The sequence below is a fragment of the Paenibacillus mangrovi genome, from assembly GCF_022898935.1.
Classification (GTDB): Bacteria; Bacillota; Bacilli; order Paenibacillales; family Paenibacillaceae; genus Paenibacillus_AQ; species Paenibacillus_AQ mangrovi.
In genome coordinates this window covers 21,554-45,644 of record NZ_JALIRP010000020.1, presented here as the reverse complement: position 1 = coordinate 45,644, position 24,091 = coordinate 21,554, and the positions used below count along the sequence as shown (strand labels likewise).

Annotated in this window: 24 protein-coding genes, 1 tRNA gene, 1 rRNA gene and 2 riboswitches; of the genes, 16 read left to right on the top strand and 10 right to left on the bottom strand. The window is 46.5% G+C overall.

The annotated features are described in order from the left end of the window. The 11 genes from rrf to MUG84_RS26340 form a co-directional block, all read left to right on the top strand. Positions 1–110: ribosomal RNA gene (gene rrf / locus MUG84_RS26390) — 5S ribosomal RNA — on the top strand; the annotation flags it as partial. Between the two features lie 637 nt (positions 111–747). Then, positions 748–2,205, top strand: coding sequence for an IMP dehydrogenase (gene guaB / locus MUG84_RS26385; RefSeq protein WP_244731145.1), 1,458 nt, complete (start codon positions 748–750; stop codon positions 2,203–2,205). A 230-nt stretch (positions 2,206–2,435) separates the two neighbouring features. Next, on the top strand, positions 2,436–3,755 hold the full coding sequence (locus MUG84_RS26380; RefSeq protein ID WP_244731149.1) for a D-alanyl-D-alanine carboxypeptidase family protein: 1,320 nt from the start codon (positions 2,436–2,438) through the stop codon (positions 3,753–3,755). A gap of 157 nt (positions 3,756–3,912) precedes the next feature. After that, positions 3,913–4,794 (top strand): pyridoxal 5'-phosphate synthase lyase subunit PdxS, encoded by an 882-nt coding sequence (pdxS, locus tag MUG84_RS26375; RefSeq protein WP_244731144.1) that lies wholly within the window; start codon positions 3,913–3,915, stop codon positions 4,792–4,794. 22 nt (positions 4,795–4,816) lie between these two features. Then, a complete protein-coding gene (gene pdxT, locus MUG84_RS26370) occupies positions 4,817–5,395 on the top strand; it encodes a pyridoxal 5'-phosphate synthase glutaminase subunit PdxT (protein WP_244731143.1) in 579 nt (192 codons plus the stop codon). A gap of 231 nt (positions 5,396–5,626) precedes the next feature. Continuing rightward, positions 5,627–6,913 (top strand): serine--tRNA ligase, encoded by a 1,287-nt coding sequence (serS, locus tag MUG84_RS26365; RefSeq protein ID WP_244731142.1) that lies wholly within the window; start codon positions 5,627–5,629, stop codon positions 6,911–6,913. Positions 6,914–6,987: 74 nt separating this feature from the next. After that, positions 6,988–7,076 (top strand) — tRNA-Ser (locus MUG84_RS26360). Positions 7,077–7,224: 148 nt separating this feature from the next. Continuing rightward, a complete protein-coding gene (locus MUG84_RS26355; RefSeq protein WP_244731141.1) occupies positions 7,225–7,593 on the top strand; it encodes a hypothetical protein in 369 nt (122 codons plus the stop codon). Beyond that, complete coding sequence (locus tag MUG84_RS26350) at positions 7,590–7,760, top strand: hypothetical protein (protein ID WP_244731140.1); 171 nt, start codon at positions 7,590–7,592, stop codon at positions 7,758–7,760. Before MUG84_RS26355 ends, MUG84_RS26350 begins: the two co-directional genes overlap by 4 nt. 24 nt (positions 7,761–7,784) lie before the next feature. Then, positions 7,785–7,943 carry a small acid-soluble spore protein P gene (locus MUG84_RS26345; RefSeq protein ID WP_244731139.1) on the top strand — a complete coding sequence of 53 codons (159 nt, stop codon included), beginning with the start codon at positions 7,785–7,787 and terminating at the stop codon, positions 7,941–7,943. Between the two features lie 299 nt (positions 7,944–8,242). Then, the gene (locus MUG84_RS26340; protein WP_244731138.1) at positions 8,243–9,325 is read left to right on the top strand and encodes a DUF6612 family protein; all 1,083 of its coding nucleotides are present in this window, start codon (positions 8,243–8,245) and stop codon (positions 9,323–9,325) included. Positions 9,326–9,401: 76 nt separating this feature from the next. On the opposite strand, the gene tadA is transcribed toward MUG84_RS26340, so the two are convergent. After that, positions 9,402–9,905, bottom strand: coding sequence for a tRNA adenosine(34) deaminase TadA (tadA, locus tag MUG84_RS26335; RefSeq protein ID WP_280521517.1), 504 nt, complete (start codon positions 9,903–9,905; stop codon positions 9,402–9,404). Between the two features lie 348 nt (positions 9,906–10,253). On the opposite strand from tadA, the gene MUG84_RS26330 reads away from it, so the two are divergent. Together MUG84_RS26330 and rluF are read left to right on the top strand one after the other, a co-directional pair. Continuing rightward, positions 10,254–12,587, top strand: coding sequence for a HAMP domain-containing sensor histidine kinase (locus MUG84_RS26330; protein ID WP_244731137.1), 2,334 nt, complete (start codon positions 10,254–10,256; stop codon positions 12,585–12,587). Next, on the top strand, positions 12,577–13,281 hold the full coding sequence (gene rluF / locus MUG84_RS26325; RefSeq protein WP_244731136.1) for a 23S rRNA pseudouridine(2604) synthase RluF: 705 nt from the start codon (positions 12,577–12,579) through the stop codon (positions 13,279–13,281). Before MUG84_RS26330 ends, rluF begins: the two co-directional genes overlap by 11 nt. A 90-nt stretch (positions 13,282–13,371) precedes the next feature. Here the strand turns inward: rluF and motB are convergent, their stop codons facing one another. Together motB and motA are read right to left on the bottom strand one after the other, a co-directional pair. Beyond that, positions 13,372–14,181: a flagellar motor protein MotB gene (motB, locus tag MUG84_RS26320; RefSeq protein WP_244731135.1), complete on the bottom strand. Its 810-nt coding sequence runs from the start codon at positions 14,179–14,181 to the stop codon at positions 13,372–13,374. Next, entirely contained in the window at positions 14,165–14,965 is an 801-nt protein-coding gene (motA, locus tag MUG84_RS26315) for a flagellar motor stator protein MotA (protein WP_244731134.1), read from the bottom strand. Before motA ends, motB begins: the two co-directional genes overlap by 17 nt. Positions 14,966–15,273: 308 nt before the next feature. Here motA and MUG84_RS26310 point away from each other — a divergent pair, with 308 nt between their 5' ends. Both MUG84_RS26310 and MUG84_RS26305 read left to right on the top strand, forming a co-directional pair. Beyond that, entirely contained in the window at positions 15,274–15,567 is a 294-nt protein-coding gene (locus MUG84_RS26310) for a hypothetical protein (protein ID WP_244731133.1), read from the top strand. 187 nt (positions 15,568–15,754) lie between these two features. Further along, positions 15,755–16,060 (top strand): 4a-hydroxytetrahydrobiopterin dehydratase, encoded by a 306-nt coding sequence (locus MUG84_RS26305; RefSeq protein ID WP_244731132.1) that lies wholly within the window; start codon positions 15,755–15,757, stop codon positions 16,058–16,060. A 95-nt stretch (positions 16,061–16,155) separates the two neighbouring features. Here the strand turns inward: MUG84_RS26305 and MUG84_RS26300 are convergent, their stop codons facing one another. The 6 genes from MUG84_RS26300 to MUG84_RS26275 form a co-directional block, all read right to left on the bottom strand. Then, positions 16,156–16,515: a c-type cytochrome gene (locus MUG84_RS26300; protein ID WP_244731131.1), complete on the bottom strand. Its 360-nt coding sequence runs from the start codon at positions 16,513–16,515 to the stop codon at positions 16,156–16,158. 151 nt (positions 16,516–16,666) lie between these two features. Further along, complete coding sequence (locus MUG84_RS26295; RefSeq protein ID WP_244731130.1) at positions 16,667–17,158, bottom strand: GNAT family N-acetyltransferase; 492 nt, start codon at positions 17,156–17,158, stop codon at positions 16,667–16,669. 225 nt (positions 17,159–17,383) lie between these two features. Then, positions 17,384–17,875 carry a C40 family peptidase gene (locus MUG84_RS26290; protein ID WP_425313285.1) on the bottom strand — a complete coding sequence of 164 codons (492 nt, stop codon included), beginning with the start codon at positions 17,873–17,875 and terminating at the stop codon, positions 17,384–17,386. Positions 17,876–17,879: 4 nt separating this feature from the next. Beyond that, a riboswitch (cyclic di-AMP (ydaO/yuaA leader) is annotated at positions 17,880–18,018 on the bottom strand. A gap of 401 nt (positions 18,019–18,419) precedes the next feature. Further along, complete coding sequence (locus tag MUG84_RS26285; protein ID WP_244731129.1) at positions 18,420–18,884, bottom strand: C40 family peptidase; 465 nt, start codon at positions 18,882–18,884, stop codon at positions 18,420–18,422. Positions 18,885–18,889: 5 nt separating this feature from the next. Continuing rightward, a riboswitch (cyclic di-AMP (ydaO/yuaA leader) is annotated at positions 18,890–19,029 on the bottom strand. A gap of 265 nt (positions 19,030–19,294) precedes the next feature. Further along, positions 19,295–20,128, bottom strand: a complete 834-nt coding sequence (locus MUG84_RS26280; protein WP_244731128.1) for a hypothetical protein — start codon at positions 20,126–20,128, stop codon at positions 19,295–19,297. 11 nt (positions 20,129–20,139) lie between these two features. Further along, positions 20,140–22,125 (bottom strand): M1 family metallopeptidase, encoded by a 1,986-nt coding sequence (locus MUG84_RS26275; protein WP_244731127.1) that lies wholly within the window; start codon positions 22,123–22,125, stop codon positions 20,140–20,142. Positions 22,126–22,273: 148 nt separating this feature from the next. Between MUG84_RS26275 and MUG84_RS26270 the strand changes: the two genes are divergently transcribed. Beyond that, a complete protein-coding gene (locus MUG84_RS26270; protein WP_244731126.1) occupies positions 22,274–22,783 on the top strand; it encodes a YwhD family protein in 510 nt (169 codons plus the stop codon). A gap of 104 nt (positions 22,784–22,887) precedes the next feature. Here the strand turns inward: MUG84_RS26270 and MUG84_RS26265 are convergent, their stop codons facing one another. Continuing rightward, a complete protein-coding gene (locus MUG84_RS26265) occupies positions 22,888–23,949 on the bottom strand; it encodes an endonuclease/exonuclease/phosphatase family protein (protein WP_244731125.1) in 1,062 nt (353 codons plus the stop codon). Positions 23,950–24,091: the final 142 nt, after the last annotated feature.

Sequence of the window (24,091 nt, the reverse complement as noted above, 5' to 3'; positions counted from 1 at the left end):
GCGATGGCGGAGGGGTTCCACGCGTACCCATCCCGAACACGACCGTTAAGTCCTCCAGCGCCGATGGTACTTGGACCGAAGGGTCCTGGGAGAGTAGGACGCTGCCAAGCGAAGAACCACTGTTGATAATAATCGACAGTGGTTCTTTTGTGTTATCCGAAATTATTCTCTGATACTCTATCATGATTCTTATAATAGTTTGACTAAGGTGCACAATGTGTCTTCAAAGCAGTGGTAAAATGAGGGGGAATAATTTTATCAGTGCTCTGGAGGATACACCGATACATACAACAATACCATGTTTGTAAGAGATGCTGAATGTCGAATACATGGATTGATTAGCCGGGCATGATAAGATCAGATGACGATGAAGGATTTTATGGGTTCCGGGCGATTTAGAATTTGCTTTAACGTGCATCCTAACTGAAGGGATCTTTACTCAGATTCCTGATATCGGAACAGGAAAAAATAATGGAACTCATCAAATCGATGTATGAAGCTTACGAAAATTGGACATCCCACCAAGGGATGTATTTTTTTTGTGGGTTGTCTTGTACCAGTGGACATGTATTTGCGGGTATTAGACAAGTACATCTTCTGTTAGCTTTACCAGTCTCAATTCCTTGACAGGCTCACAGCGCCTTTGCTAAGATGGCAATAATATATTTTCAGAAAATGATTTTCAGGCCTTGTAGTATAAGGGTTTTGACGAATACAATTCATGACAAATGAGGGGGAAATACCGAGGTGTGGGAAGACAAATTCAGTAAAGAAGGATTTACTTTTGACGATGTATTGCTGGTGCCGCGTAAGTCTGAGGTGCTGCCGAAGGAAGTGGACGTGTCCACAAGATTAAGCAAGCATGTGAAGCTTAACATTCCGCTCATCAGTGCCGGTATGGATACCGTTACCGAATCCGCGATGGCGATTGCTATTGCAAGAGAAGGCGGAGTCGGAATCATTCATAAAAATATGTCGGTTGAGCAGCAAGCTGAAGAAGTAGATCGTGTAAAACGCTCGGAAAGCGGCGTTATTACAAATCCATTTTCCTTGACACCTGACCACCTTGTTTCCGATGCTGAGAGAGTGATGGCCAAATTCCGCATCTCCGGAGTTCCGATCGTGGACGAGCAGCATAAGCTGGTTGGGATCCTGACGAACCGTGACCTGCGTTTTGTGCATGACTACAGCATTCAGATCAAAGAAGTCATGACTCACGAAAATCTGGTAACGGCTCCGGTTGGAACTACCCTAGGGGAAGCCGAAGTACTACTTCAAAAGCATAAAATCGAAAAGCTCCCTTTGGTTGATGAGAACAACGTGCTGAAGGGCCTTATTACCATTAAGGATATTGAAAAAGCGATTCAGTTCCCGAATGCAGCGAAGGATGCTCAAGGACGTTTGCTGGTTGGAGCAGCGATTGGTATCTCGAAAGACGGATTTGACCGTGCTGAAGCTTTGGTAAAAGCCGGTGTGGATGTGATTGTAGTCGATTCCGCTCACGGACATCACATCAACATTATTGACGCGGTTCGTAATCTGCGTAGCCTGTATCCAGAATTGACCATCATCGCTGGTAACGTGGCAACCGGCGAAGCTACACGTGAGTTAATTGAAGCCGGAGCATCGGTGGTCAAGGTCGGTATTGGTCCTGGATCCATCTGTACCACACGCGTTATTGCCGGTATCGGCGTACCGCAAATTACGGCTATTTATGATTGCGCGAAAGTGGCACGCGAGTATGGTATTCCTCTGATCGCGGACGGCGGCATCAAATACTCTGGTGAGATTACCAAGGCACTGGCTGCAGGCGGACACGCGGTTATGCTCGGAAGCATGTTTGCCGGTACGGAAGAAAGCCCTGGGGAATCGGAAATTTACCAAGGTCGCCGTTACAAGGTATATCGCGGTATGGGCTCTATGGCTGCCATGAAGCAGGGAAGTAAGGACCGCTACTTCCAGGATGATGACAAGAAGCTTGTACCGGAAGGTATCGAAGGCCGTGTCGCTTATAAAGGTCCACTCGCTGACACCATTCACCAATTGATTGGCGGGCTTCGCTCCGGTATGGGATATTGCGGAACGAAGACACTTGAAGAACTGCGAGAAGATACCCAGTTCGTCCGCATTACAGGTGCGGGCCTGCGCGAAAGCCATCCGCATGATATCCAAATTACGAAAGAAGCTCCAGATTATTCCTTATAATTCAGAAGTAGGTTTGCACAAAACCAACATCTTCTTGTACAGACAGGTCGAATTTCGTCCTGTCTGTCTTTTTTTGATTAATTCCCTGTGATAGAATAGAACAAGTAAGAATTTGAGTAGGGCAAGAGGGGAGATAGACTTCATTGAGTAAGAAATGGAAACGGACAAGCCGTGTGGCTGGTCATCAAAAACACAAACATCATCTCGTTAAAAAGAGCGTAGCTTCGGTTATGCTTTTGAATATGCTATGCTTATCCGCTTTGCCGGCTGCAATGGTATTTGCAGAAAAGGCTCCGGCAAGTACAGCAGCAACTACCAACACTGCGCAGACAACTGTTGCGGGCAGTATCCAAAAGCCTGACCTGAACGTGTTGTCAGCGGTTCTCATCGAACCGACAACAGGCCAGATACTTTTCTCTGAGAATGCGGATAAACCGCTTCCTCCTGCAAGTATGACCAAGATGATGACGGAGTATATCGTCGCTGAACAGGTCAAAGAGGGAAAGCTGAAGTGGACCGATAAAGTAACCGTAGGCGAGAATCCTGCCCAGACCGTTGGCTCACGAATTTTTTTGGCTCAGGGAGACGTACATACCGTAGAGGAATTGTACACCGCGATGGCGGTTGGTTCAGCGAATGACGCGACAGTGGCTCTTGCCGAGCGCGTGTCGGGTTCCGAACAGGAATTCGTCAAGCTAATGAACAAGACTGCCCAGGAATTGGGGATGAAGACGGCCTATTTCATCAACGCAACCGGGCTTGATAAAAAGGACATGCCTGAAAAATATCGCCCGGATACGGATAAAGAAGATGTCATGTCAGCAATGGATGCGGCCATTCTTGGTAAACATATTGTTATGGATCATCCTGATTTTGCAAAATTCACTTCTATTCAATCGTATAAATTCCGGGAACGTGATAAGGCTCCAATTGTGAACTACAATTGGATGCTTGAATCGAATAAGAATGTCCCGAACTTCAAAGCTTATGCATATCCAGGTCTTGATGGACTTAAAACAGGACACACGCAAAATGCCGGCAACTGTTTTACAGGAACGGCGGAAAGAGATGGAATGCGCCTGATCAGCGTCGTTATGGGAACAGATTCTGAAGCACACCGTTTTACGGAAACGAAGAAACTGCTCGATTACGGCTTTGATAACTTTGAAATCAAACAGGTTGTCGCAGGCAAATCCAAGGTGGAGGGTCTTGATACGGTTCCTGTGAAAAAAGGCAAGGCCACGGAAGTGGGCGTTGTAACGGATTCGGACGTCAGCTTTATCGTACCAAAAGGCAGCGAAGTGAAAGGCGTTCAGTCCAAAACACAGCTCGAGCCTGAGGACAAGTTGGTAGCTCCGATCAAGAAGGGAACTAAGGTGGGTACCGTTACTTATACGTACAAAGCCGAAGGAATAGATCAGCCACAGACCAAAACTGTGAACCTAGTGACTTCCGAGGAAGTCGAAAAGGGCGGCTGGTTCCGTTTGTTCTTCCGTGCCATCAAAGACATGTTTGGAGACCTGTTTAACAGTATCAAGAATCTCTTTTAAGATGTCAGAACGTTTTAGCTTGATGAATACTCTCTGATATCGCAAGCATAACTGCCGCGGACAGCGGCCCTGTCTTCTGTGAAAATACATCAATAATGATGTTTTCTTCATATCGATTTAAGTTCATTACATGATATACATTTCGGGAGGCGTAGATATGGAAACGGGAACTTCGAGAGTCAAAAGAGGTATGGCAGAAATGCAAAAAGGCGGCGTCATCATGGACGTCATGAATGCCGAACAGGCAAAAATCGCTGAGGCGGCAGGCGCGACAGCTGTAATGGCTTTGGAACGCGTACCATCCGATATTCGTGCAGCTGGTGGCGTAGCCCGCATGGCTGATCCTACGATCGTCGAGGAAGTCATGAAAGTCGTATCCATTCCGGTTATGGCGAAAGCCCGTATCGGTCATTTTGTAGAAGCAAAAGTATTGGAATCCCTTGGCGTTGACTATCTCGACGAGAGCGAAGTTTTGACTCCGGCAGATGAAGTATTCCATATCGACAAATGGGACTTCACCGTTCCATTCGTATGTGGAGCGAAGGATCTGGGTGAAGCACTGCGCCGCATCGGCGAAGGTGCATCCATGATCCGTACCAAGGGCGAGCCGGGAACAGGCAACATTGTTGAGGCTGTCCGCCACATGCGTTTTATCAACAGCCAAATCCGCAAGGTGCAAAGCATGTCGAAGGACGAGCTTTATGCCGAAGCGAAGAACCTGGGCGTGTCTTACGACCTTCTCGTTGGTGTTCATGAAAACGGCAAGCTGCCCGTTGTAAACTTTGCTGCAGGCGGTGTCGCTACACCAGCTGATGCTGCATTGATGATGCATTTGGGTGCAGACGGCGTATTCGTTGGCTCTGGTATTTTCAAATCGGATAATCCGGAGAAATTTGCACGTGCGATTGTAGAAGCAACCACTCACTACCAAGACTACAAGCTGATTGCTGAAGTTTCGAAGAACCTAGGCACCCCAATGAAGGGCATCGAGATTTCGAAGCTGAGTCCAGCTGAACGGATGTCGGACCGCGGCTGGTAAGAGAGAGAAGGTAGGGCGACATATGAAAATCGGGGTTTTGGCACTTCAGGGTGCTGTAGCAGAGCATATCCGCAGCATTGAACTTGCAGGTGCACAGGGCGTTGCCATTAAGAAGAAGGAAGAGCTTCAGGAGATTCAGGGCCTGATTATTCCGGGCGGCGAGAGCACGACCATCGGCAAGCTGATGCGTAAATACGATTTTATAGAAGCCATCCGCCAGTTTTCGGCGGACGGCAAGCCTGTTTTTGGAACCTGCGCAGGTCTGATTGTGCTAGCCAAGACAATAGAAGGTCAGGAAGAAGCTCATTTAGAGCTAATGGACATGACTGTGGCGCGTAACGCGTTTGGGCGTCAGCGGGAGAGCTTTGAGGCCGATCTGGATGTCAAAGGAATTGATGAGCCAATCCGCGCTGTATTTATCCGCGCACCTTTGATCCGCGCTGTAGGAGAGCAAGTAGACGTATTGTCCTCCTACAACGGTGAGATTGTAGCGGCGAGACAGGGATATTTGCTGGCATCGTCGTTCCATCCGGAGCTGACCGATGATTACCGATTCCATCAGTACTTCGTGGATATGGTAAAAGCCAGTCAAGCGTCATAAAATCCTGCCTTCGTACCGATATATAACATGACAACACCTTGACTCTTTTGATGATATCTGGGGCCTCCAATAGGGTAAGCTTTGGATAGGAAGACAATAACAGCCTGCTTGTTCCGGATCTATAGCCGGCTGCAGGCTGAGCGTCTTCACAGAGTCGGGGTTATTTTTTTGAAGAAATCAGTAAGTAATAGCTGTTACGGATACTGGTAAGATTTTTAGGAGGATTGTCCAATGTTGGATGTAAAGATATTGCGAAGTGACTATGCCAAGGTTGAGCAAGCGCTCAAAAACCGGAATAAATCGCTGGATTTGATCGCAGGATTTCCGGAGCTAGATACACGCCGCAGAGAACTGCTTCAGGAAAGTGAAACACTGAAAAACCGCCGGAACATTGTCTCGGGTGAAGTAGCCAAACGGAAGAAAAATAAGGAAGATGCTGAAGAGTTGATCCTCGAGATGCGTGAAGTTTCGGACCGAATTAAAGCGATGGACGAGGAAGTCCGTGAGCTTGAAGCATCCATTTCTGAGATGATGATGGCGATTCCGAATATTCCGCATGAATCGGTTTCGGTAGGAGCCTCTGAAGAGGATAATGTCGAGGTTCGTCGCTGGGCAGAGCCTACGACATTCGATTTTGAACCCAAAGCCCACTGGGATATTGCGCAGGGGCTGGATATTCTGGACTTTGAAGCAGCAGCCAAAGTAACGGGATCGCGGTTTACTTTTTATAAGGGACTTGGAGCGCGTTTGGAGCGTGCCCTGATTAACTTTATGATGGATCTTCACAGCAGTGAGCATGGCTATGAAGAAATGCTTCCACCGTATATCGTCAACGGAGACAGCCTGCGTGGTACGGGACAACTGCCGAAGTTTGAGGAGGATCTGTTCAAGATCCGTGATACGGATTATTACTTGATCCCTACTGCGGAAGTGCCTGTAACCAACTACTACCGCGACGAGATTCTGTCGACAGAAGATCTGCCGAAACATTTTGTGGCATACAGTTCCTGCTTCCGTTCCGAAGCCGGTTCGGCAGGACGGGATACCCGTGGTTTGATTCGTCAGCATCAATTCAATAAAGTGGAGCTGGTGAAGCTCGTTTCTCCAGAAACCTCATATGAAGAGCTTGAGAAGATGACAGCCAATGCTGAGCATGTCCTGCAGCTGCTGAAGCTGCCATACCGCGTCATGGCGCTCAGTACGGGTGATATGGGCTTCTCAGCCGCCAAAACGTATGATCTTGAAGTATGGCTGCCTGAGAGCGGTATGTACCGCGAAATCTCCTCCTGCTCGAATACAGAGGACTTCCAGGCGCGCCGGGCGAATATCCGGTTCCGTCCAGAACCGAAAGCTAAACCGGAATTTGTGCATACTCTGAATGGCTCTGCACTTGCCGTAGGACGTACCGTCGCTGCCATTTTGGAGAATTATCAGCAGGCTGACGGCAGTGTGGTTGTACCTGAAGTACTGCAGCCTTACATGGGGAATGTGCAGGTAATTCAACCCAAAAATAAATAGGGCTTGATCATCTAAATAATCTGTGGTAAGATATTTTTGTTACGCTTTATGTAATTGAAAAATGTTTACCACCTGGAGAGGTACCGAAGCGGTCATAACGGGGCGGTCTTGAAAACCGTTAGGGGGCAACTCCACATGGGTTCGAATCCCATCCTCTCCGCCAGAACTAACAACGACAGAAGTCATTCTTGAAAAAGGAAGGCTTCTTTTTTTGTGCCATTTTTCTCCTTCAAAATAACAGCTGCAATGGTGGCTATAACGAATAAATAAGCATGCTTCTCCGCACATTAAAGTGCAGGGGGTGTGATGACATGAACCGAGATTTTCAACTAAACCAAAACCAGTTGGTCGATGCTTGGCAGTCGCAGTTGCCGAAGAATTTGGATCCGTCGGATTCCGCTCAGGTTTTGGCCGATGAGGCAAATCCTAATGCCCTCCGTATCCATATTGATACTGCAGGCCGCCAGATGTATTCCTTTGACTTTCAGTGCTCTTATTTGGATACGCGTGAGGTAAAGGTCGATCTGGTAGATGTCGAGAGGGAAGGGCAAACCGTGGACGAGCGAACAGAAGTCATTCAGGATATGACTCAGGGATACGCCCGCCAAATTCATGAATGCGCACAAGCACTCCATGATTTGACTCATCACTCTTACAAGGGAAATGAGGGAAGAAGATGACTAAGGCTAAGCCCGGGCTGGACAAGAACTTGAGCAACGTCATTGATGAACTGAACGAATCACCAGTAAACAGCCATCATGCGCAGCAAATCCAGCAGGATGAGAATGATCGCAGACATAAAGATGCAGATAATCGTGACAAGCCTACAGACCTGATTCATCCTTAATCTGAAGCATGGGGGGAATTATCGATGAGTAAACCGAAAGCCACTCCAGTACCCGAAGCTCAGCGTTCGGAAGGACGTCGACATCATCGGAATAATGATGGTAACACGATGAAGGAACCTCTTTCCGGCTCTAAAAAAGTGAAAAATCGTAATCATGTGGATCATCTGAATAAAGAGGGCTAAGCTTCTGGAAAATTGGAAATTACGAAAAGCATCTCGGTACATGCCGGAATGCTTTTTTTTGTTGTTATTTTTATAACGTATATGTTGAAATTTACTTATAACAAGCCGTTTTCCGAATTTTTGAAACCCAAAGATACGAATGACGTATAACTGAATGTGAGCTCACACAACAGGAAAAAAAGGAAATAATCTAATTTGCGACCATAAAATTTCCAAAAATCTGTTCCAGTTATAGTTGAAATGGTTTATGATGAATAGGTGTGTTATTGCCGTACAGATGAGAGGGGAGAGAGAAATTGATGAAAAAGAAGTTTGGTATCCTGATTCTTACACTGCTCATGTCCATGACAGTGGTCCTTGCAGGGTGCTCAAGTAAGCAGGATCCGAAAGACGCGATGAAGAGCGCCACGGGAAATGCGATGAAGATGACTTCGTATGAAATGAAAAGCAAGGTGGTCATTAAAGATCTGAAGGTATCCAGCCAGGATACCGTAGATCCAGCGGCTACCGAGCAAGTGCTCAGCATGCTCAAAAACGCAGAAGTGACTATTGATGGGGTATATCAAAACGATCCAATGCAAACCGAGCTTACCATGGGAATTAATTTGAAGGGCGATATGTCCATGAGCTTCAATATCCCAATGGTGATGACGAAAGAAAAGATGTATGTTAAGATTCCAAGCATTCCAATGCTGCCACTTCCGGAGAATGTGGTGAACAAGTATCTTGTTCTGGATATGAAGGAACTGGCTCAGCAAGGTGGAACAACATTCAATCCTGATTCACTCGACACCAAAAAAACGCAGCAGCTTACCAATGAAATCATGAATACGTTGTTTGGCGAATATGACGGAGCGAAATATTTCAAGGATATCAAGGTAAAAGAAGCAAACTTGCCTGAAGGCGTAGATGCCAAGCAAGTGGTGCAGTTCTCTGTAACCAACGAGAATGTGAAGGAAGCGGCAGAAATTTTCGTCAACAAGGCGCTACCTAAAATTCTGGATATCGTCGGCAAGGATGAATACCGCGATATGCTGGGTCTGACTAAAGAAGATATCGATAAAGCTAAAAGCGACCTGAACTCTACAAATAAAGATGAGCTCAACAAAGGCCTGAACGAACTTAAGAACAACCTGAAAATCAACCAGTTTAATGTGAATACGGCAATCGACAAGAAGGATTTCCCTTCCTATCAAAACGCCGTTATGGATGTAGAAATCAATGATCCTGAAACCAAGGATAACATGAAGCTTTCCATGGAAATGACGAACCAATACAGCAAGATCAACGAAAAACAAACCTTCAAAATCGGCATTCCAAAAGACAGCGATGTTATCACGATGGAGCAGCTTCAACAAGAAATGGGCAGTGCTTCTTACTAATTAATGAATAAGCGGTAGTAACACAACAGCCTGGCAGGGTATGAACCCCGTCAGGCTGTTTGTTTGTTGATCCTCATCATTTCCGGCGCAGCTTGCGAAAAAACTGTGTCAGCATAGAGGAGCATTCCTCCTGCAGTACACCCTGAATGATCTCCGTCCGGTGATTAAACCGCGGTTCCTGCAGCAGGTTCATCAGCGTACCGGCACACCCGGCTTTAGGGTCTCCAGTACCATAGATCACCTGAGGAATCCGGGACTGTACAATAGCTCCTGCACACATCGGACAAGGCTCAAGCGTCACATAGAGCTTGCAATCAAGCAGACGCCAGGCACCAATGGCTTGGCTCGCTTCCCGGATGGCTACAATCTCTGCATGGGCCGTGGCATCCTGGGAGGTCTCCCTGAGATTGTATCCGCGTCCGATAATTTCGTTACCCCGCACAATAACAGCCCCGATGGGGACTTCGCCAATATCTTCAGCCAGTTTGGCCTGAGTCATCGCTTCTCTCATCCAGTGCTCATGCACATCTTTATCCACAGTTTCATCCACAATGAGAGGATGTTTCTGCTGTTCCTCCAAGGTAAAAAGCCTCCTCTGTTCTAAAAACGGGTTATTCAGCGAACAAACATTCGGTTGTTAACATGCTGTGAATACTTTTGTTGATAACTTTTTGTTTACGCACAGATTTATCCACAAATTATTCCTAATAAAATGTGGATATGTGTATAAAGTTAATAAGTCATCTTCTTATTTTAGAGAAGGATGAACCGAATATCAATCTAATATGATTCATTTTCGTTATTTTTCGGTAATATGAAGCGATTCGGTTTTTCGGGCAGTCTTTTCAAATGAGAGGGTTTGGGGTTATGATGAAGATGCATTGCCATTAAGAACGTTTTTTAGCTTTCAGTGCCAAGAGGTGGTCCTTTGTCTATTAAAAATAAGCTAACCCTGATCATGTCTGGCTCGCTTCTATTGATATTATTGTTGTACATACTACTAAGTCTCTACACCACACAAGCGAATCTAAAAAAAGACAGTGAGAGTAAAATGCTCATTACTGCCAGGCAAATCGCTACAACCATAGAACAAAGCCAATACAGCTCGGATTATGTGGAAAAGCAGCTCGGGGAGATGCTCAGAATGGCTTCTATTCTGGCAGCTAAGGAATTGCCGGACGACTATCATGATATAGACAATAGACAGCTTAAAAAACTGAGCGAGGAAGTCGGCGTCACCGACATTTCCCTTATGGCACGTACAGAGGACGATATTATGATTATTAAATCCTCGGATCCCAATGAACTGGGAATGTCTACACGCGACTGGGGATACTGGTACAAAGCCTTTAACCAGCTGTTTAACATGCAGGAAGTCACGGTTTCCCAAGGGATGTACATGGACAAGTTCTGGACAGGCCCTTTCGAATATTCAACCTCGAGTCCCGATTATATCGACAAATGGGGCTATTATTACGATGGTAAACGCAACTACATCATTAATCCTTATATAAGAAGCAATGCCATCAACGATTATGAAAAAAAGGTAGGCCCCGAAGCCGTACTAGAGAAAACCAAGAAAGTTAATAAGCACATCCTGGAGATCACATGTATTAATCCCCAGGCATTCGGAAACCAGGGCATATCAGCCACAGGTTTCGACAGTTATAATATCCAATTGCGCAACCGCCCTATTCAGTACGGGACCTATACGTATAAAGATGCCAAGGACACGAAAGCTGTATCTCAGGCTATAGAAACGGGGAACAGCGTTGTATTTGATACGAAGATTCATGGTAAAAAGGTGATGAAAAGCTTCATTCCGATCTTTAACCCAGATCAATCGGTTTATATTATCAGCATCGTTATGGATTATAATGCGATCTCCCAAGTTCTGAAAGGACAGCTGGTGAACTATATCGTAATATCGGCGTCGCTGCTTATTATTATTATCCTTGGCAGTTACATAGTTTCAGGTTTCATTATCCGTCCGATTAAGTCGATACTCGTCAAAGTCAAGGATGTATCGGAAGGACGTTTTGACACGCCGCTGATCATCAACAGCAAGGATGAACTCGGGCTCTTGTCCTCTAAGATCAACTCGATGACGGATAGTCTCAGTGACTACACGAATCAGCTTAAGGAGGCAGTAGAGGAAAATAAGTCGGTCAAAGATCACTTGGAATCCATTATCCAGCAGATTGCCGATGCCATTCATACCGTGGATTGGTCAGGGCGGGTATTACAGGTGAATAAGGCTTTTGAGGAGTTGTACGGCTGGAAAAGCCATGAGATTATTGGGAAGAAGCTGAAAATTGTACCCGATTTTCTCGAAAACGAGGAAGCTCAGAATATTCAAGCCTTGAGGCGAGGAGAACAGCTTCCTCCGACAGAGACCCTCCGCCTCAGAAGAGATGGCTCTCTGGTCGAAGTCAGTATTAGTACAGCGCCTGTAAAGGATGAGGAAGGGCATATTACTTCTTTTATAAGCGTATCAAGGGATATGACGGAGCGTAACAAGATGGATGAGCTTTTGCGGCGCTCCGAGAAGCTGACCACGGTTGGACAGCTTGCCGCAGGCGTGGCGCATGAAATACGCAACCCGCTGACAACCCTGCGCGGATTTCTGCAGCTACAGCGGGAGACTAACCGACTGTCGCCACAGCATAACGAGATCATGCTGTCAGAGCTCGACCGTATTAATCTGATTGTCAGCGAGTTTCTGATTCTGGCCAAGCCTCAGGCCGTTCAGTTTCAGATCAAAAGCATCCGGAGCATTCTGAATGGCGTGATCTCTCTGCTCGACAGCCAGGCGCATTTATTCGGCATTGAATTCAAATTTGAATTCGAGCCGGAAGATTTCAAAGTGCACTGTGAAGAGAACCAGATGAAACAGGTATTCATCAACATCATTAAGAACGCGATCGAAGCCATGGAAGACGGAGAAGACGGTGGAGTTATTACGATCGAATTATTCCAGTTAAACCAAGAAGAAATAGGGATAACAATTACTGATCAGGGCATTGGCATACCGAGCGATATGATGCCGAAGCTTGGAGAACCATTCTTTACCAGCAAGGAAAAAGGCACCGGTCTTGGGCTGATGATCAGCCAAGGTATTATTGAAGGCCATAAGGGTATGCTGGAAATATTCAGTAAGCCCGGAAAAGGGACAAGGGTTGACATCGTTCTGCCTTTAGCAGGAGTGAGGCAACAAACCTACAGATATCATCATAAGGAGGAAGAACCCATTGCGGATTAACAAATTTATTAGCGAGACGGGGTTCTGCTCCCGCCGTGAAGCGGATAAATGGGTAGAAAGCGGTAAAGTAACGATTAATGGCATCACTGCGGTTCTTGGGAGCCAGGCGGAGGAAGGAGACGATGTACGCGTAGGTGGACAGCCTCTGCAGGCGAAAAAGAAGAGTCACGTCTATATCGCTCTGAACAAGCCTGTAGGCATCACCAGTACGACAGAGCAACATATCAAGGGCAACATTGTAGACTTTGTCGGACACCCCGAGCGGATTTTTCCGATTGGAAGGCTGGATAAGGATTCAGAGGGCCTCATTCTAATGACCAGTGACGGCGACATCGTTAACAAAATCCTGCGGTCGGAAGGCAAGCATGAGAAGGAATACATCGTTACGGTGGACAAGCCAATTACGACTTCTTTTCTGACAGGGATGGCTGGAGGCGTAAAGATCCTGGGCGAAATGACGCTTCCGTGCACGATTACGCGTATATCCGAGCGGGTATTCAAAATCATTTTGACGGAAGGGAAGAACAGGCAGATCCGGCGGATGTGCAGCGCATTCGGCTATAGCGTGCGCAAGCTGCAGCGCATCCGGATCATGAATATTAAGCTCGGTTCCCTGCAAAAAGGAAGCTGGCGTGATCTGACGGATGACGAGAAAATGGAGCTCAGCGGTCTGCTCAACTATGACCTTCAATAACAGCCGTGATGAGTCAAATGATCCGAAAATGATTAAAAGCTGTATTTATCGTATATAACGATTAATACAGCTTTTTGCTTTTTAAGGATTTTATTTGGTTTTAACTGATGTTTCCTGCGTAACGTCTGTATATTTGCGGAGAATGGACACCTCAACCCGGCGGTTTATCGCCCGGCCTTCTTCCGTTACGTTAGATGCGATGGGATGATATTCCCCGTAAGCAGTCGATGTAAACTTCTCCGGATCCAGATTAGGGTTTTGCAGCAGGATCTTCATAAAGTGAAGCGCCCGGTCGGAACTGAGGTCCCAGTTGGAGGCATATTCACTGTTAGAGATCGGTACGTTATCCGTATGACCAGATACGACGACATTATAGGTTGGGAACTGCTGAAGCATATTACTGATCGCGATCGCCAATTGCTTGGATTCCGGCTTCACGACTGCACTGCCTGATGCGAATAACGCAGTGTCGCTGATCGTAATGGTGAGCTGGGATTGATTCAGCTTTGTATTCAGCAGATTGGTCAGCCCGTTGTTGTTAATATATTGATCCAGCTGCTTTTTCAGCTTCTCCATGTCTTCTTGTTCCTGCTTCGCGAGCTGGGATTTTTGCTTTTGCTTGTCAGCATTGTTCAAGATGTTTTCGTGGCTGTCTTTTTTACCTTTATCCATGTTCTTGTCCGAAGGTAAAGCTGAATTGAAACTCAGGACACCATTACCGGTGGTGAACGCCGAGTTAAAAGCTTCGCTCATTTCCTCGAATTTCTTGCTGTCAATAGCGCTCATGGCGTACATAACGATGAACAGGGCCAGCAGAAGTGTCAAAAGGTCGGCATAGGGCAGGAGCCACGATTCATCTGCGTGCTCCTCATGAGGCTCATGTCTAGTCTTTTTGTTCACCTGCAGCAGCCTCCTTCTCATTCATTTGAGCACGCTCGGAAGGGGTTAGGAATACCGAAAGCTTTTGGCTGATTGCAATGGTTGAGACACCGGATTGAATGGACAGCAGCCCTTCAATCATCATGAGTTTCAGCTCGATTTCCTTTTTGGACAAACGTTTCAACTTGTTGGAAATCGGATGCCACAATACGTAGCCGGTGAAAATACCGAGAAGTGTTGCAATAAACGCTGCACCGATCGCATGAGCGAGCTCGCCCATATTCTCCATCTTGGTCAGAGCGGCGATCAGACCGATAACGGCCCCGAGCACACCGAGGGAAGGAGCGTACATACCGGCTTGTGAAAAGAGCAAAGCACCCGCACGGTGCCGTTCTTCCGTAGCCGCAATATCTTCCATTAAAACGTCACGTACAAAATCCTGATCGTTGCCGTCGATAATCATCCGCATGCCGTTCCGTAGAAAATCGTCATCGATTTCCTCAACCCTGGTTTCCAGCGCCAGCAGACCTTCGCGGCGGGTAATCGAGGCCCATTCCATGAACGTGGTGATTAAATCACGGCGTTCTATCAGATTTTGCTTCACGAATACCATTTTCAGCAGCTTAGGGAACTTTTTGATCTCCGACATGGGAAAACCAATGAATAACGTGGCGGCCGTACCCCCAAGGATAATAACATAAGCAGCAGGGGTCAAAAGGGCTACCAAAGGAGCGCCTTTGAGTATCATGCCGACTAAGACCGCAAGTACACCGAGTATCAGGCCGATAATTGTTGAAATTTCCATTGCACACCTCATCCATGAGAAATAGAATTGAATCCTTTCGTGCACCAAGATTGCATCCTTGCAAAAATGGTGTGTCGCACAAGAAACGTAATATATTATTTATCGTCAGGATTCTCTTTTTTTTTAAGGGGGTTTTTCCTGTATAATGAAATTGAGGGGTTCATCAGTCCTATCATTGCTTGGTCTTATCGGCCAGTTTATAAAGTCTAACCCTATACAGAATGGACTATAAAGATTAAAAAACGTCGGCGGGAATAAAAATTACGAAAGTCTAGAAGAATATGTAACTAGGGCGGAGGGGAAATGCCATGGGAGTAAAGCATGGTCGTGAATATAGCGAAATTTTGAAAGATCTGACGAATGCGGTGGGTGAAATTCCAGACAGTTATCTGTTCTTCGAAATGGAAGCGAGTGAATGGCACCAGCTGAGCCCTGAGGAGAAGCGGGAAGTGCATGAGGCGCTGGCGGAGGATCTTTTTTATGGTCTCGGAACCGAGCCTGTTATTGAAGTTGGAAGCGGTGTCGTGATGTATGACAAGGATCACCACCGGATCAATCTTCTGATCGGGGATGAGGAACTGACTGTAGTCCCACTGATCTAGTCCGTGCGCCGAATGGATTTTTGATTACTGGGCGTGATAAGATATAACAAGTGTCTGACACTCAAAGACGGCCATATTCATAAATATTCAGTAACCGGAATACAATGGGAAAAGTTAGAAATCCAGGTAAAGACGCATCCTTAAAGCTCTGCTTGAGGGATGTTTGGTTTCAAGGAGGAAATCGAATATGGTTTATACGCACGAAGAAGTAGATGCACATTTAGCGAAGCTGGAAGGCTGGGAACTGGAAGAGGGACGCTGGATTGTGCGCAAGTTTATTTTTTCCAGCTTCATGAAGGGAATTTCATTTGTCGACGAGGTTGCGACCATATCGGAGGCGTTCGATCACCATCCCTTTATAACGATTGATTATAAAAACGTGACACTCAGGCTGACCTCCTGGGATGATGGCGGGATTACCTCACTCGACATCAAGGAAGCCCATCAATTTAATGAATTGTTCGAAAAAATGCGCTCGGGTGAGAAACGTTAGGGTAATTTATAGGTACAATAAAAAACACGCTTCGGTCAAGACCTTTAGGGTCATGAACATGAAAGCGTGTTTTATTTCTTTATGGAAAAAAATCATTATTTTTTGGCTGCAAGCCACTCTGCTACGTTGGCGATTTCTTCACTCTTCAGCTTGTCTTTGAATGAAGGCATGCCACCTTTACCTTTAGTAATAATTGTATAGATTTCTTCGGCAGAAAGCTGGGAGCCGATTTTTTGCAGGTTAGGTCCGACACCGCCCTGCAGTTGATCGCCGTGGCAGCTAATGCAGCTTTGGGCTTTCATTGTTGCTTCAGCCGCTGCAGCATCCATTGTCACTTGAGGCATGGTTGGTTTTTCTTGTTCTGCTACTTGTTCTTTGCCAGGCAGTGTAAACATAAGCACAATGGCAAATACGCATGCGATAGCTACTATACCGCTCATGATCCATTTTTGCATCCGTTTTCGTCCTTTCTATGTAAACGTTCTTCATTTCTTCATTATAACGGAACAAGCTGGTACATCAAATAGTTTGTGACAAAAAAGCAAACGAAAGTAGGGTAAATCCACCAAATATACACAATTTTGTACCATTTATCATTGACGTATTTCAATCTTCCCCATAGACCATGCAGTGAAAGCGCCCGATACCCTCAGGGGTCTGCTTTTCGTAGGTATCGGTAATCACAAATCCCGCCTTCAGATAGGTGCGTATAGCCCGTTCATTCCAATCTTGGACCTCAAGGTCGACAGGCAGCTCGGGATAACGGGCCTTGGCCGCATCGACGACAGCATTTACAAAGCCTTTACCTCTTCCGAGACCGCATAAATCTGGACGCATACCGATTCCCAGCCGGGTGACGTTAACCATAGGGAAGAGCTGTGCAAAGCCACACAGGGTGTTCTCAGCGTCCAAAATGGATATATACTGCTGCTCCCGTATTTCAGGATCGCCAAACTCAACACCAAGCGCCTCCATCTGCTCCCAGGGAAGCCAGCCGTAAATTCGGTCATAGGGCGGTTCATACCTCCAGCTGCAGCAGGTCTCGGCATGCTCGCGGCTCATGAGTACAACACAGAAAATAGGTTTGGAAACGCTCATCACGTAGCCTCCTTTCATAAGAGACAGCGCTGCTAGGTAGGATTTGAATATTTTTGATAAACTATTCCTTATTTTTTATGATGCTCGCATGTTTATTTACCGGCACCAGGATGTCAAGAAAAACGTATATCGAAGTAGATATCTAAAAAAACCCGCTACTTGAGATTTCGGCAAAAACCTCAAGTACGGGCTGTCGTACAAACCTTGCAGATGATTAGAAAAAAATTATTGCACGTCATCATTGTCTTCGGAATCAACGGCGGCGGTTTGATAAGTATCCGTGCTCATGACCCGTTTGGCGCCAACGTAGCGATTGGCGTAGTAGCTGTCACTAAGCGAACTGATCACAACTCCACGGGAAGTAGAGGCGTGTGCAAATTTCCCATCGCCGACATAGATTCCGACATGGGAAACGCCGTGGCCGGAGGTATTGAAGAATACCAGATCTCCTGCTCTCAGGTCGCTGCGTGAAACGGAAGTGCCCATACTGAACTGCGATCCGGATTGATGCGGCAAATTAATGCCCAGTTGCTTATATACGTACATCGTGAATCCGGAACAGTCAAAACCGTTTGTGGTGGTTCCCCCGGTTCTGTACTTCGTGCCAATGACATCATCGATGACTTTGTCCATTTTGGAATCCGCGAAAGCGCTTCCTGTTCCAATGGTAAGTACGATGGCAAAACTCATAACTGCTGCTGCTAGCTTCTTTTTCAAACCAGTATACTCCTTCCGGTGCCTGCGAGGTTAGCTTAAGGATTCGGTAGAAGGTCCCCTATGATCCCTTTGTTGCAAGATCAATTCACCCGTAAATGGTTCCCCCGCTTCCCTAGTGTGAGGAAATTCGGCATGTGCTTTACACTATATACTTCAGGAAACGTCTTTTATTACAAACGGTTCTGCAAAGATTACAAAGTTGTTACTAACAGAACTTATTTTAACAAAGGAATAGCGCTTTGGCAATTGTTTCTATCATAAAAGATCTAAAAACAATCGAATATCATTAATAATGAAGGAGCTTTATAGAACATTTTACAGGAAAAGATCTTTATTTGTTGGACAGGCAAATAAAAAGTCACAGGAGCGAGGGTCGTGTTTAGATGTGGTTTTTCTTGCGATTATAGAATTTATATAAATTTTTTGAAAATCTGTTACCTTTTGACCGTTTCATCCGTTTAATAAGTAACAAGAAACCCGCGAATGGGATTTCGGCAAAAATCTCATCGCGGGCATGTTGTCTTCATATGTTTATGGGTGAGTATTAGTTGTAAACGGCCGCTTTATATTTCGTGGGACTCATGATTCGTTTGGCGCCAACGTAGCGGGGGGCAAAATAACTGTTGCTTAGCTTGCTGATGGTAACACCCTTAGAAGAGGATGAATGTGCAAATTGTCCATTTCCGACGTAGACTCCGACATGTGAAACGCCTGCGCCAGTCGTATTGAAGAATACCAGATCTCCGGGTTTCAAATTGCTCTTGGAGACGGAGGTGCCTTTTTTATACTGAGCGCTGGATTGGCGTGGAATGGAAATACCCAGTTTTTTATACACATACTGTGTATATCCGGAACAGTCGAACCCACTTGTGGTGGTTCCCCCTGTTTTATAGCTGACTCCGATGGTTTTATGGACGACATTGTTCAGAGATGAATCCGCGAATACACTGGTTCCCATCGAGAATATAAGCGTGAATCCAAGCGCCACTGCTGCAAACTTCTTTTTCAAAAAAATAAACCCCTTCCGGTTGCCTGCGAGGTTAGCTTAAGGATTCGGTAGAAGGTCGTCCCCTATGATCCCTCTGTTGCGAGATCAATTCACCCAAAGTGGTTCCCCCGCTTCCCGGTGCCAAGGAATTCGGCCCTAATCGAGCACCTGAAAGTAAGTAACAGCAAATAGTATCTTATCAATTGGAATTTGTTGTTGAAAAATCGTTACAGCACAGTTTGAATAGTTACAGCAAAAATTACAAAGTTGTTACTATGTTCGTACCCGGATAATTGTACCAGAGGAAAGGTGTTTTGGCAAATACATCCGGTACTTTAAAACAATAAAACCCCAGCCCTTTTCATCAAAAAGGGTGGGGTTTTTCTTCTATCAGCGAGTTGAAGTGATGACAAAAAATTAACCATAAATTTTCATTTTTCCGCATGTTTATAAGCTTGCTGATGCCAAAGGTCGAATTTGGCTGAAATGCACCATATCTTCATCACGCAGCTAATCAGATGATATCCCTGCTGAAGGATCAGCGACAGTATGCCGGCCCATATAAGTGATATGCCTGTACAGACACTGAACAGAAGTAGAGTCAATGCTCCAAGGACGAGTGAGATGCCGACGAGAGACAGCGCACCCCGCAGGCAGAGCCATAAAGGAGCAAGGAAGCCGGTACCGCCGGTCTTGCCGAACTGCATGAAGAGCACGAGCTGATGAACTATATAGCTGTATAGAAGCCAGGCTCCCACAAAGGGAAGGACCTGCAGAGCGATCGTTTGCAGCTGCGCTCCTCTTAGAAGCGTCTCATAAGCCTTTGGAATGATCCAGTAAGCGGGTATCGCGATCAATAACCATTCAACCAAGTGGAACAGGAACACCACCTTGCCATGAAGCTTCATTCCCTGGAAGAAAAACAGTCCGAGTTCGCCTTCACGTTCCCGGTGCAGTCCGTAAAATATCCCTGCATTTATGAAGGGTGTAAACAGCATACGCAGTACAAACATGCCTAGCAAAATCCAGAGATACGAGTGCACGGTGCTGCTGGTGGATATGCTCATTTTTCCTTCAAAATAGTAGAGCAGCTGGCTCAGCTCATTAGGCGGAGGGTCGGGATAACGCATCAGAAGCGGCGTGACAGCTGAATGGACCACACGGTACAGAAAGTAGCCCCAGATGAGCTGGTACAGAAAGAGAATGATGACGATATAAAATTGATTTTTAAGACTTTTCCAGCCACTTGAAATATGGGATTTCATCGGTTCTCACCTCACCAGGACAGACTTCCAAGCAGAGTCTCAATCAGCTTGGTGATACTCACGTTCCAGCGGATCAGAACCTTTTTATCCATATCCGCTTTTAAATAGTTGTTAATATGTTTGTTCTCCATCACAATCGAGTACTGCGGATCCACCATCGCCCAGGCTAGAGGAGCGCTATATTCGAGTTTGAACTCGGCGCTGTCGCCTGAGCCGTTCCAGACCTTGTTCAGTGTGTGACCATCCGTAAAGGTGAACAGTACCGGCACTTCCGGGAAGTCTCCGCCCTTCTTCGATATCTTGACGGTGGATTCGTAGATCGGCGATGCATCACCATCTTTTTTGCGTACGGAGATGGAGTCGACTGCGAAATCGGCCATCTCGCTGCCATAAATATATTGGTCAAAGAAGGTTTGCCAGGATTTACGGGTGACCTGCTCGACCACTTTTTGAAAATCAGCTGTTGTCGGATGCTTGAACCGATACTTTTTGGCATAGGTGCTCATAATCTTGCTCATCGTCTGGGCTCCGACCTGCTGTTCCATTCCTTTCAGCAGCAGCTTGGCGCGGTAATATACATTTAGTGCATATTGATCCTGCGAGCCGTATTTCCACGCATCCTGTGTCAGTGACATCGGTGAGGAGATCAGAGATGCCTGTACAGGCAGGTTCGGAATGACACCGTATTCCTGTTCCATGAGCTTATCCTCCGCATAAGAGGTAAAGCCTTCATCCAGCCAAGCTTCTTCAAATTCATTGCTGGCCAGCATGCCGTAAAAATATTGATGCCCGATCTCATGGATAACGGTCCGTTCCAGATCGTAGCCGGGCGAATCATCCTTTGCCCCGAAGGCGGTGACCAGGGTCGGATACTCCATCCCGCCAGCTCCGTTGCCTGATTCAGGCGGTACAACAATGGACAAGGTGGAGTAAGGATAGGAACCGTACCATTTGCTGAAATATTTGAGTGCGGCTTTCGCGGCAAAGAAGTACCGCTCTTTCAAGTCTTTATGGGCAGGGTCCAAATACAGCTTGATTCTTACGCCCGGAACCTCCGCCGAGGAGAAAGGCTCTTCAGCGAATATGAAGTTCGGTGAAGCTGACCAGGCGAAGTCGTGAACATCGTCAGCGTAGAACTGGTAGATTTTTTCCTTGTTCCGTACCTGGGAATTCACCGGAAATCCGGAGGCGGCTACGATATAGTTGTCCGGCACGTGAATGCGGACGTTGTAGATGCCAAAGTCGGCGTAAAACTCGGAGTTTCCATGGTACTGATGTAGGTTCCAGCCTTCTGTCGTCCGGCCTCTTACACCTGTAGGCTCATAGACGCAGATCTTGGGGAACCATTGTCCAGCCATGACAAAATCGTCTGCTGTGCCCATCCGGGCGAATATTTTGGGGAGTTTGACCTCAAACTGGATGCTGAGGGTAATGCTTTCACCGCTCTTGACCGGTTTGGGAAGCCGGACCTTGATAAGGGTCTTGTCCTTGGCATTGCCGTCATCAGGCTGGACATACTGGATACGGTGCATCAGTGAAAGGCCATCGGCGGTTTTCATATCCGTAATGGTCATGGAGCCAAAGCCATCCGAAGGCATCGTGTCATTCCGGAGCTTGCCTCCGGATTCTTTCATAAACGTGGAGTCCATAGATGAGAAGGCGTTGGGATACAGATGGAAGTACAGCTCGTTCACCGTTTTTTTGCCGGGGTGGATCCATGTAAGTGTCTGGGTTCCTTTGATGATGCGGTTATCAGGATCGAGTGTCGTGTCGATATGGTATTCCACAACTCGTTTGCTGAGAATCTCGGCCGTTGGTTTCTGTACAGGTTCCTGCTGAACGATCGGAGCGGGTACCTTGGGAGGCTTGGCCTGATTCGGAGCATACGAGGGCTGTGATTCCAGAGTATCCCTGAAGATGAGCCACCCTGTTCCCGCAAGCAGGAGACAAAGGACAAGTAATGAAGAAATGATGGTTTTGGCGCGTGCTGGAGCCATATACGAATACCTCCCGTTGACAAGCATCTACAGCATGTATATGTTGGCTTTCCAGTGATTATTAGTTAAAATAAAATTAAGTTGGTAGATAAATTGAACTAAAGTTCATTACGGATAGACATTTTTCTTAATAGGAGGAACTACGCCAATGGATAACAAGGAGCAAATCGGTAAAAAACAAATCGCACTCAACATTGTCAGCGGCAAGAGTAAGCATAAAATGGGCTTTGGCGCTGGCTCTATTGATTTGAATAATATTTCACCGGTCATTATTGACCGCGGGGTAGCAAGCATTGATATCGGCGCGATGCATGCCAAAAGCAAGCCGGAGCGCCGGATCCGTTTCTCCACAAACCGTGAGGATGTGCCGAACGGACGCCAGGTGTGGATTGTTTGGGTGGCGGTCGACCGCGATGCGGAAGGTCAATTTTACGGCGGGGCAACTGCCAGCGAAATGTGGATTGATGAGGAAGAGCGCCGGGGCTGGAAAATTCTCGCGCAACATGTGAACCAGATGGATGCTGCGCTCAAGCGTAAATTTATGCTGGATGAGCTTGGAGCCGAGGAGAAGAAGCTGCTGAAGGACCTGCTTGTTTCGCATAACGAAGAATGGTGGGAGAAGTCGCCAGAAGAGCTGAAGCAAGCGCTGGAGGCTTAGAAGACTCATCTGCCGATATCAAAGAATAAAAGGGTCTGCCGACTGCTTGTTGTGAACAACAAGAGTAGGGCAGGCCCTTTTGAATTGAAAAGGAGAATCACCTTTTATTTCAATTTAAACTCGGCTGTAACCGGGTTATGGTCACTGTACTCATGTTTCAGGTCATGGCCTTGAACTTTAATAATCTCGACATTCGGGGAAACTAGAAATCCGTCTATAACGGCCCGGAAATTCACGCCCTCCTGATAAGGTACATCAACGGTTCGAACAGATGGTGTGTTTTTATCCACAGCCCACTGAAAGCCTTCCGGCTTGAAGCTTTCCGGAAAAGGCTGCAGCCAATCCGGCCAGCCCTGAGTCGCTGGAAATGCCTTGGGATCGGTACCGGGCAGTGAGTGGTTCCAGTCACCGCCCACAATCAGATAATTGCCTTTTTCCGTTTCCTTCTTTATATAGTCACCCACAAACTGCAGCTGCTGCTTGCGGATTTTGCCGCCTTTATCAAAAGCAGACAGGTGAAGGTTGACGAGAACCAGCTCTTTGCCATTTTCCACAGGAATCCGGTTTTCAATGAAGGCACGATCCAAATCAAACAGCTGCTGCGGCCATTTTTCATTACCAGGAAGATCAAACCGTGTGGCGCTGGTGCTTTTATAAGAAGAGAGAGTCATGATTCCGCTATGGGTATGGCCTAAGGGATGAAATACTGGAACAGGCACCCACGGAACCTTGTAATTGTCAGCGTAGGAGAAGCTGTAGCCCTGAAGCGATTTTTGCAGCTCAGCGACCTCGTTGATGTCATAACTACGCGAAGATTTAACATCCACCTCTTGAAGAAAATACATATCGGAATGACGGCTGCTTAAAAACGATTGTATACCCTTCAAATTGGCGAGTGTCTGCTTCTTGCTGCTCGAGCGTGAATGAGTCCCGCCATCCATGAAAAAGTCTTGATTCTTGTCCAGCCCGGCATATCCGATATTAAACGTCGTTAAAGTGAAGGATTCCCCCTTCTTCAGCACGCGGTCCTGATTACTCTCGATTGCAATCGGTTCGGTTGGAGCAGGCTTATAGTCGTTCAGTGTCACGTATAGCAAAAATCCTCCGACAAACAAAACGGCGGCGAGTACGATACTACCGAGGATCCATAGGGTTTTTTTGGCCATTCGGAGTCTCCTTTATATAGAAAATATGATAACCATTCTATCACCCATATCTTGGATGCATTCCTAATGTATCATGCGGCTCCGGAGAGGTCTAGCATAGTCGGATGAGAAGAGAAGGCCTTGCCTGGGGCACATGAATGAC

What these genes read in the sequence shown, in the direction of transcription:
- MUG84_RS26280 (WP_244731128.1), bottom strand. Translation starts at nt 20,128, where the DNA reads ATGAAATCCCATATTTCAAGTGGCTGGAAAAGTCTTAAAAATCAATTT.
- MUG84_RS26340 (WP_244731138.1), top strand. Translation starts at nt 8,243, where the DNA reads ATGAAAAAGAAGTTTGGTATCCTGATTCTTACACTGCTCATGTCCATG.
- MUG84_RS26310 (WP_244731133.1), top strand. Translation starts at nt 15,274, where the DNA reads ATGGGAGTAAAGCATGGTCGTGAATATAGCGAAATTTTGAAAGATCTG.
- MUG84_RS26345 (WP_244731139.1), top strand. Translation starts at nt 7,785, where the DNA reads ATGAGTAAACCGAAAGCCACTCCAGTACCCGAAGCTCAGCGTTCGGAA.
- MUG84_RS26295 (WP_244731130.1), bottom strand. Translation starts at nt 17,158, where the DNA reads ATGAGCGTTTCCAAACCTATTTTCTGTGTTGTACTCATGAGCCGCGAG.
- MUG84_RS26355 (WP_244731141.1), top strand. Translation starts at nt 7,225, where the DNA reads ATGAACCGAGATTTTCAACTAAACCAAAACCAGTTGGTCGATGCTTGG.
- MUG84_RS26380 (WP_244731149.1), top strand. Translation starts at nt 2,436, where the DNA reads ATGCTTTTGAATATGCTATGCTTATCCGCTTTGCCGGCTGCAATGGTA.
- MUG84_RS26270 (WP_244731126.1), top strand. Translation starts at nt 22,274, where the DNA reads ATGGATAACAAGGAGCAAATCGGTAAAAAACAAATCGCACTCAACATT.
- MUG84_RS26305 (WP_244731132.1), top strand. Translation starts at nt 15,755, where the DNA reads ATGGTTTATACGCACGAAGAAGTAGATGCACATTTAGCGAAGCTGGAA.
- MUG84_RS26350 (WP_244731140.1), top strand. Translation starts at nt 7,590, where the DNA reads ATGACTAAGGCTAAGCCCGGGCTGGACAAGAACTTGAGCAACGTCATT.
- MUG84_RS26300 (WP_244731131.1), bottom strand. Translation starts at nt 16,515, where the DNA reads ATGCAAAAATGGATCATGAGCGGTATAGTAGCTATCGCATGCGTATTT.
- serS (WP_244731142.1), top strand. Translation starts at nt 5,627, where the DNA reads ATGTTGGATGTAAAGATATTGCGAAGTGACTATGCCAAGGTTGAGCAA.
- motA (WP_244731134.1), bottom strand. Translation starts at nt 14,965, where the DNA reads ATGGAAATTTCAACAATTATCGGCCTGATACTCGGTGTACTTGCGGTC.
- pdxT (WP_244731143.1), top strand. Translation starts at nt 4,817, where the DNA reads ATGAAAATCGGGGTTTTGGCACTTCAGGGTGCTGTAGCAGAGCATATC.
- pdxS (WP_244731144.1), top strand. Translation starts at nt 3,913, where the DNA reads ATGGAAACGGGAACTTCGAGAGTCAAAAGAGGTATGGCAGAAATGCAA.
- MUG84_RS26265 (WP_244731125.1), bottom strand. Translation starts at nt 23,949, where the DNA reads ATGGCCAAAAAAACCCTATGGATCCTCGGTAGTATCGTACTCGCCGCC.
- MUG84_RS26275 (WP_244731127.1), bottom strand. Translation starts at nt 22,125, where the DNA reads ATGGCTCCAGCACGCGCCAAAACCATCATTTCTTCATTACTTGTCCTT.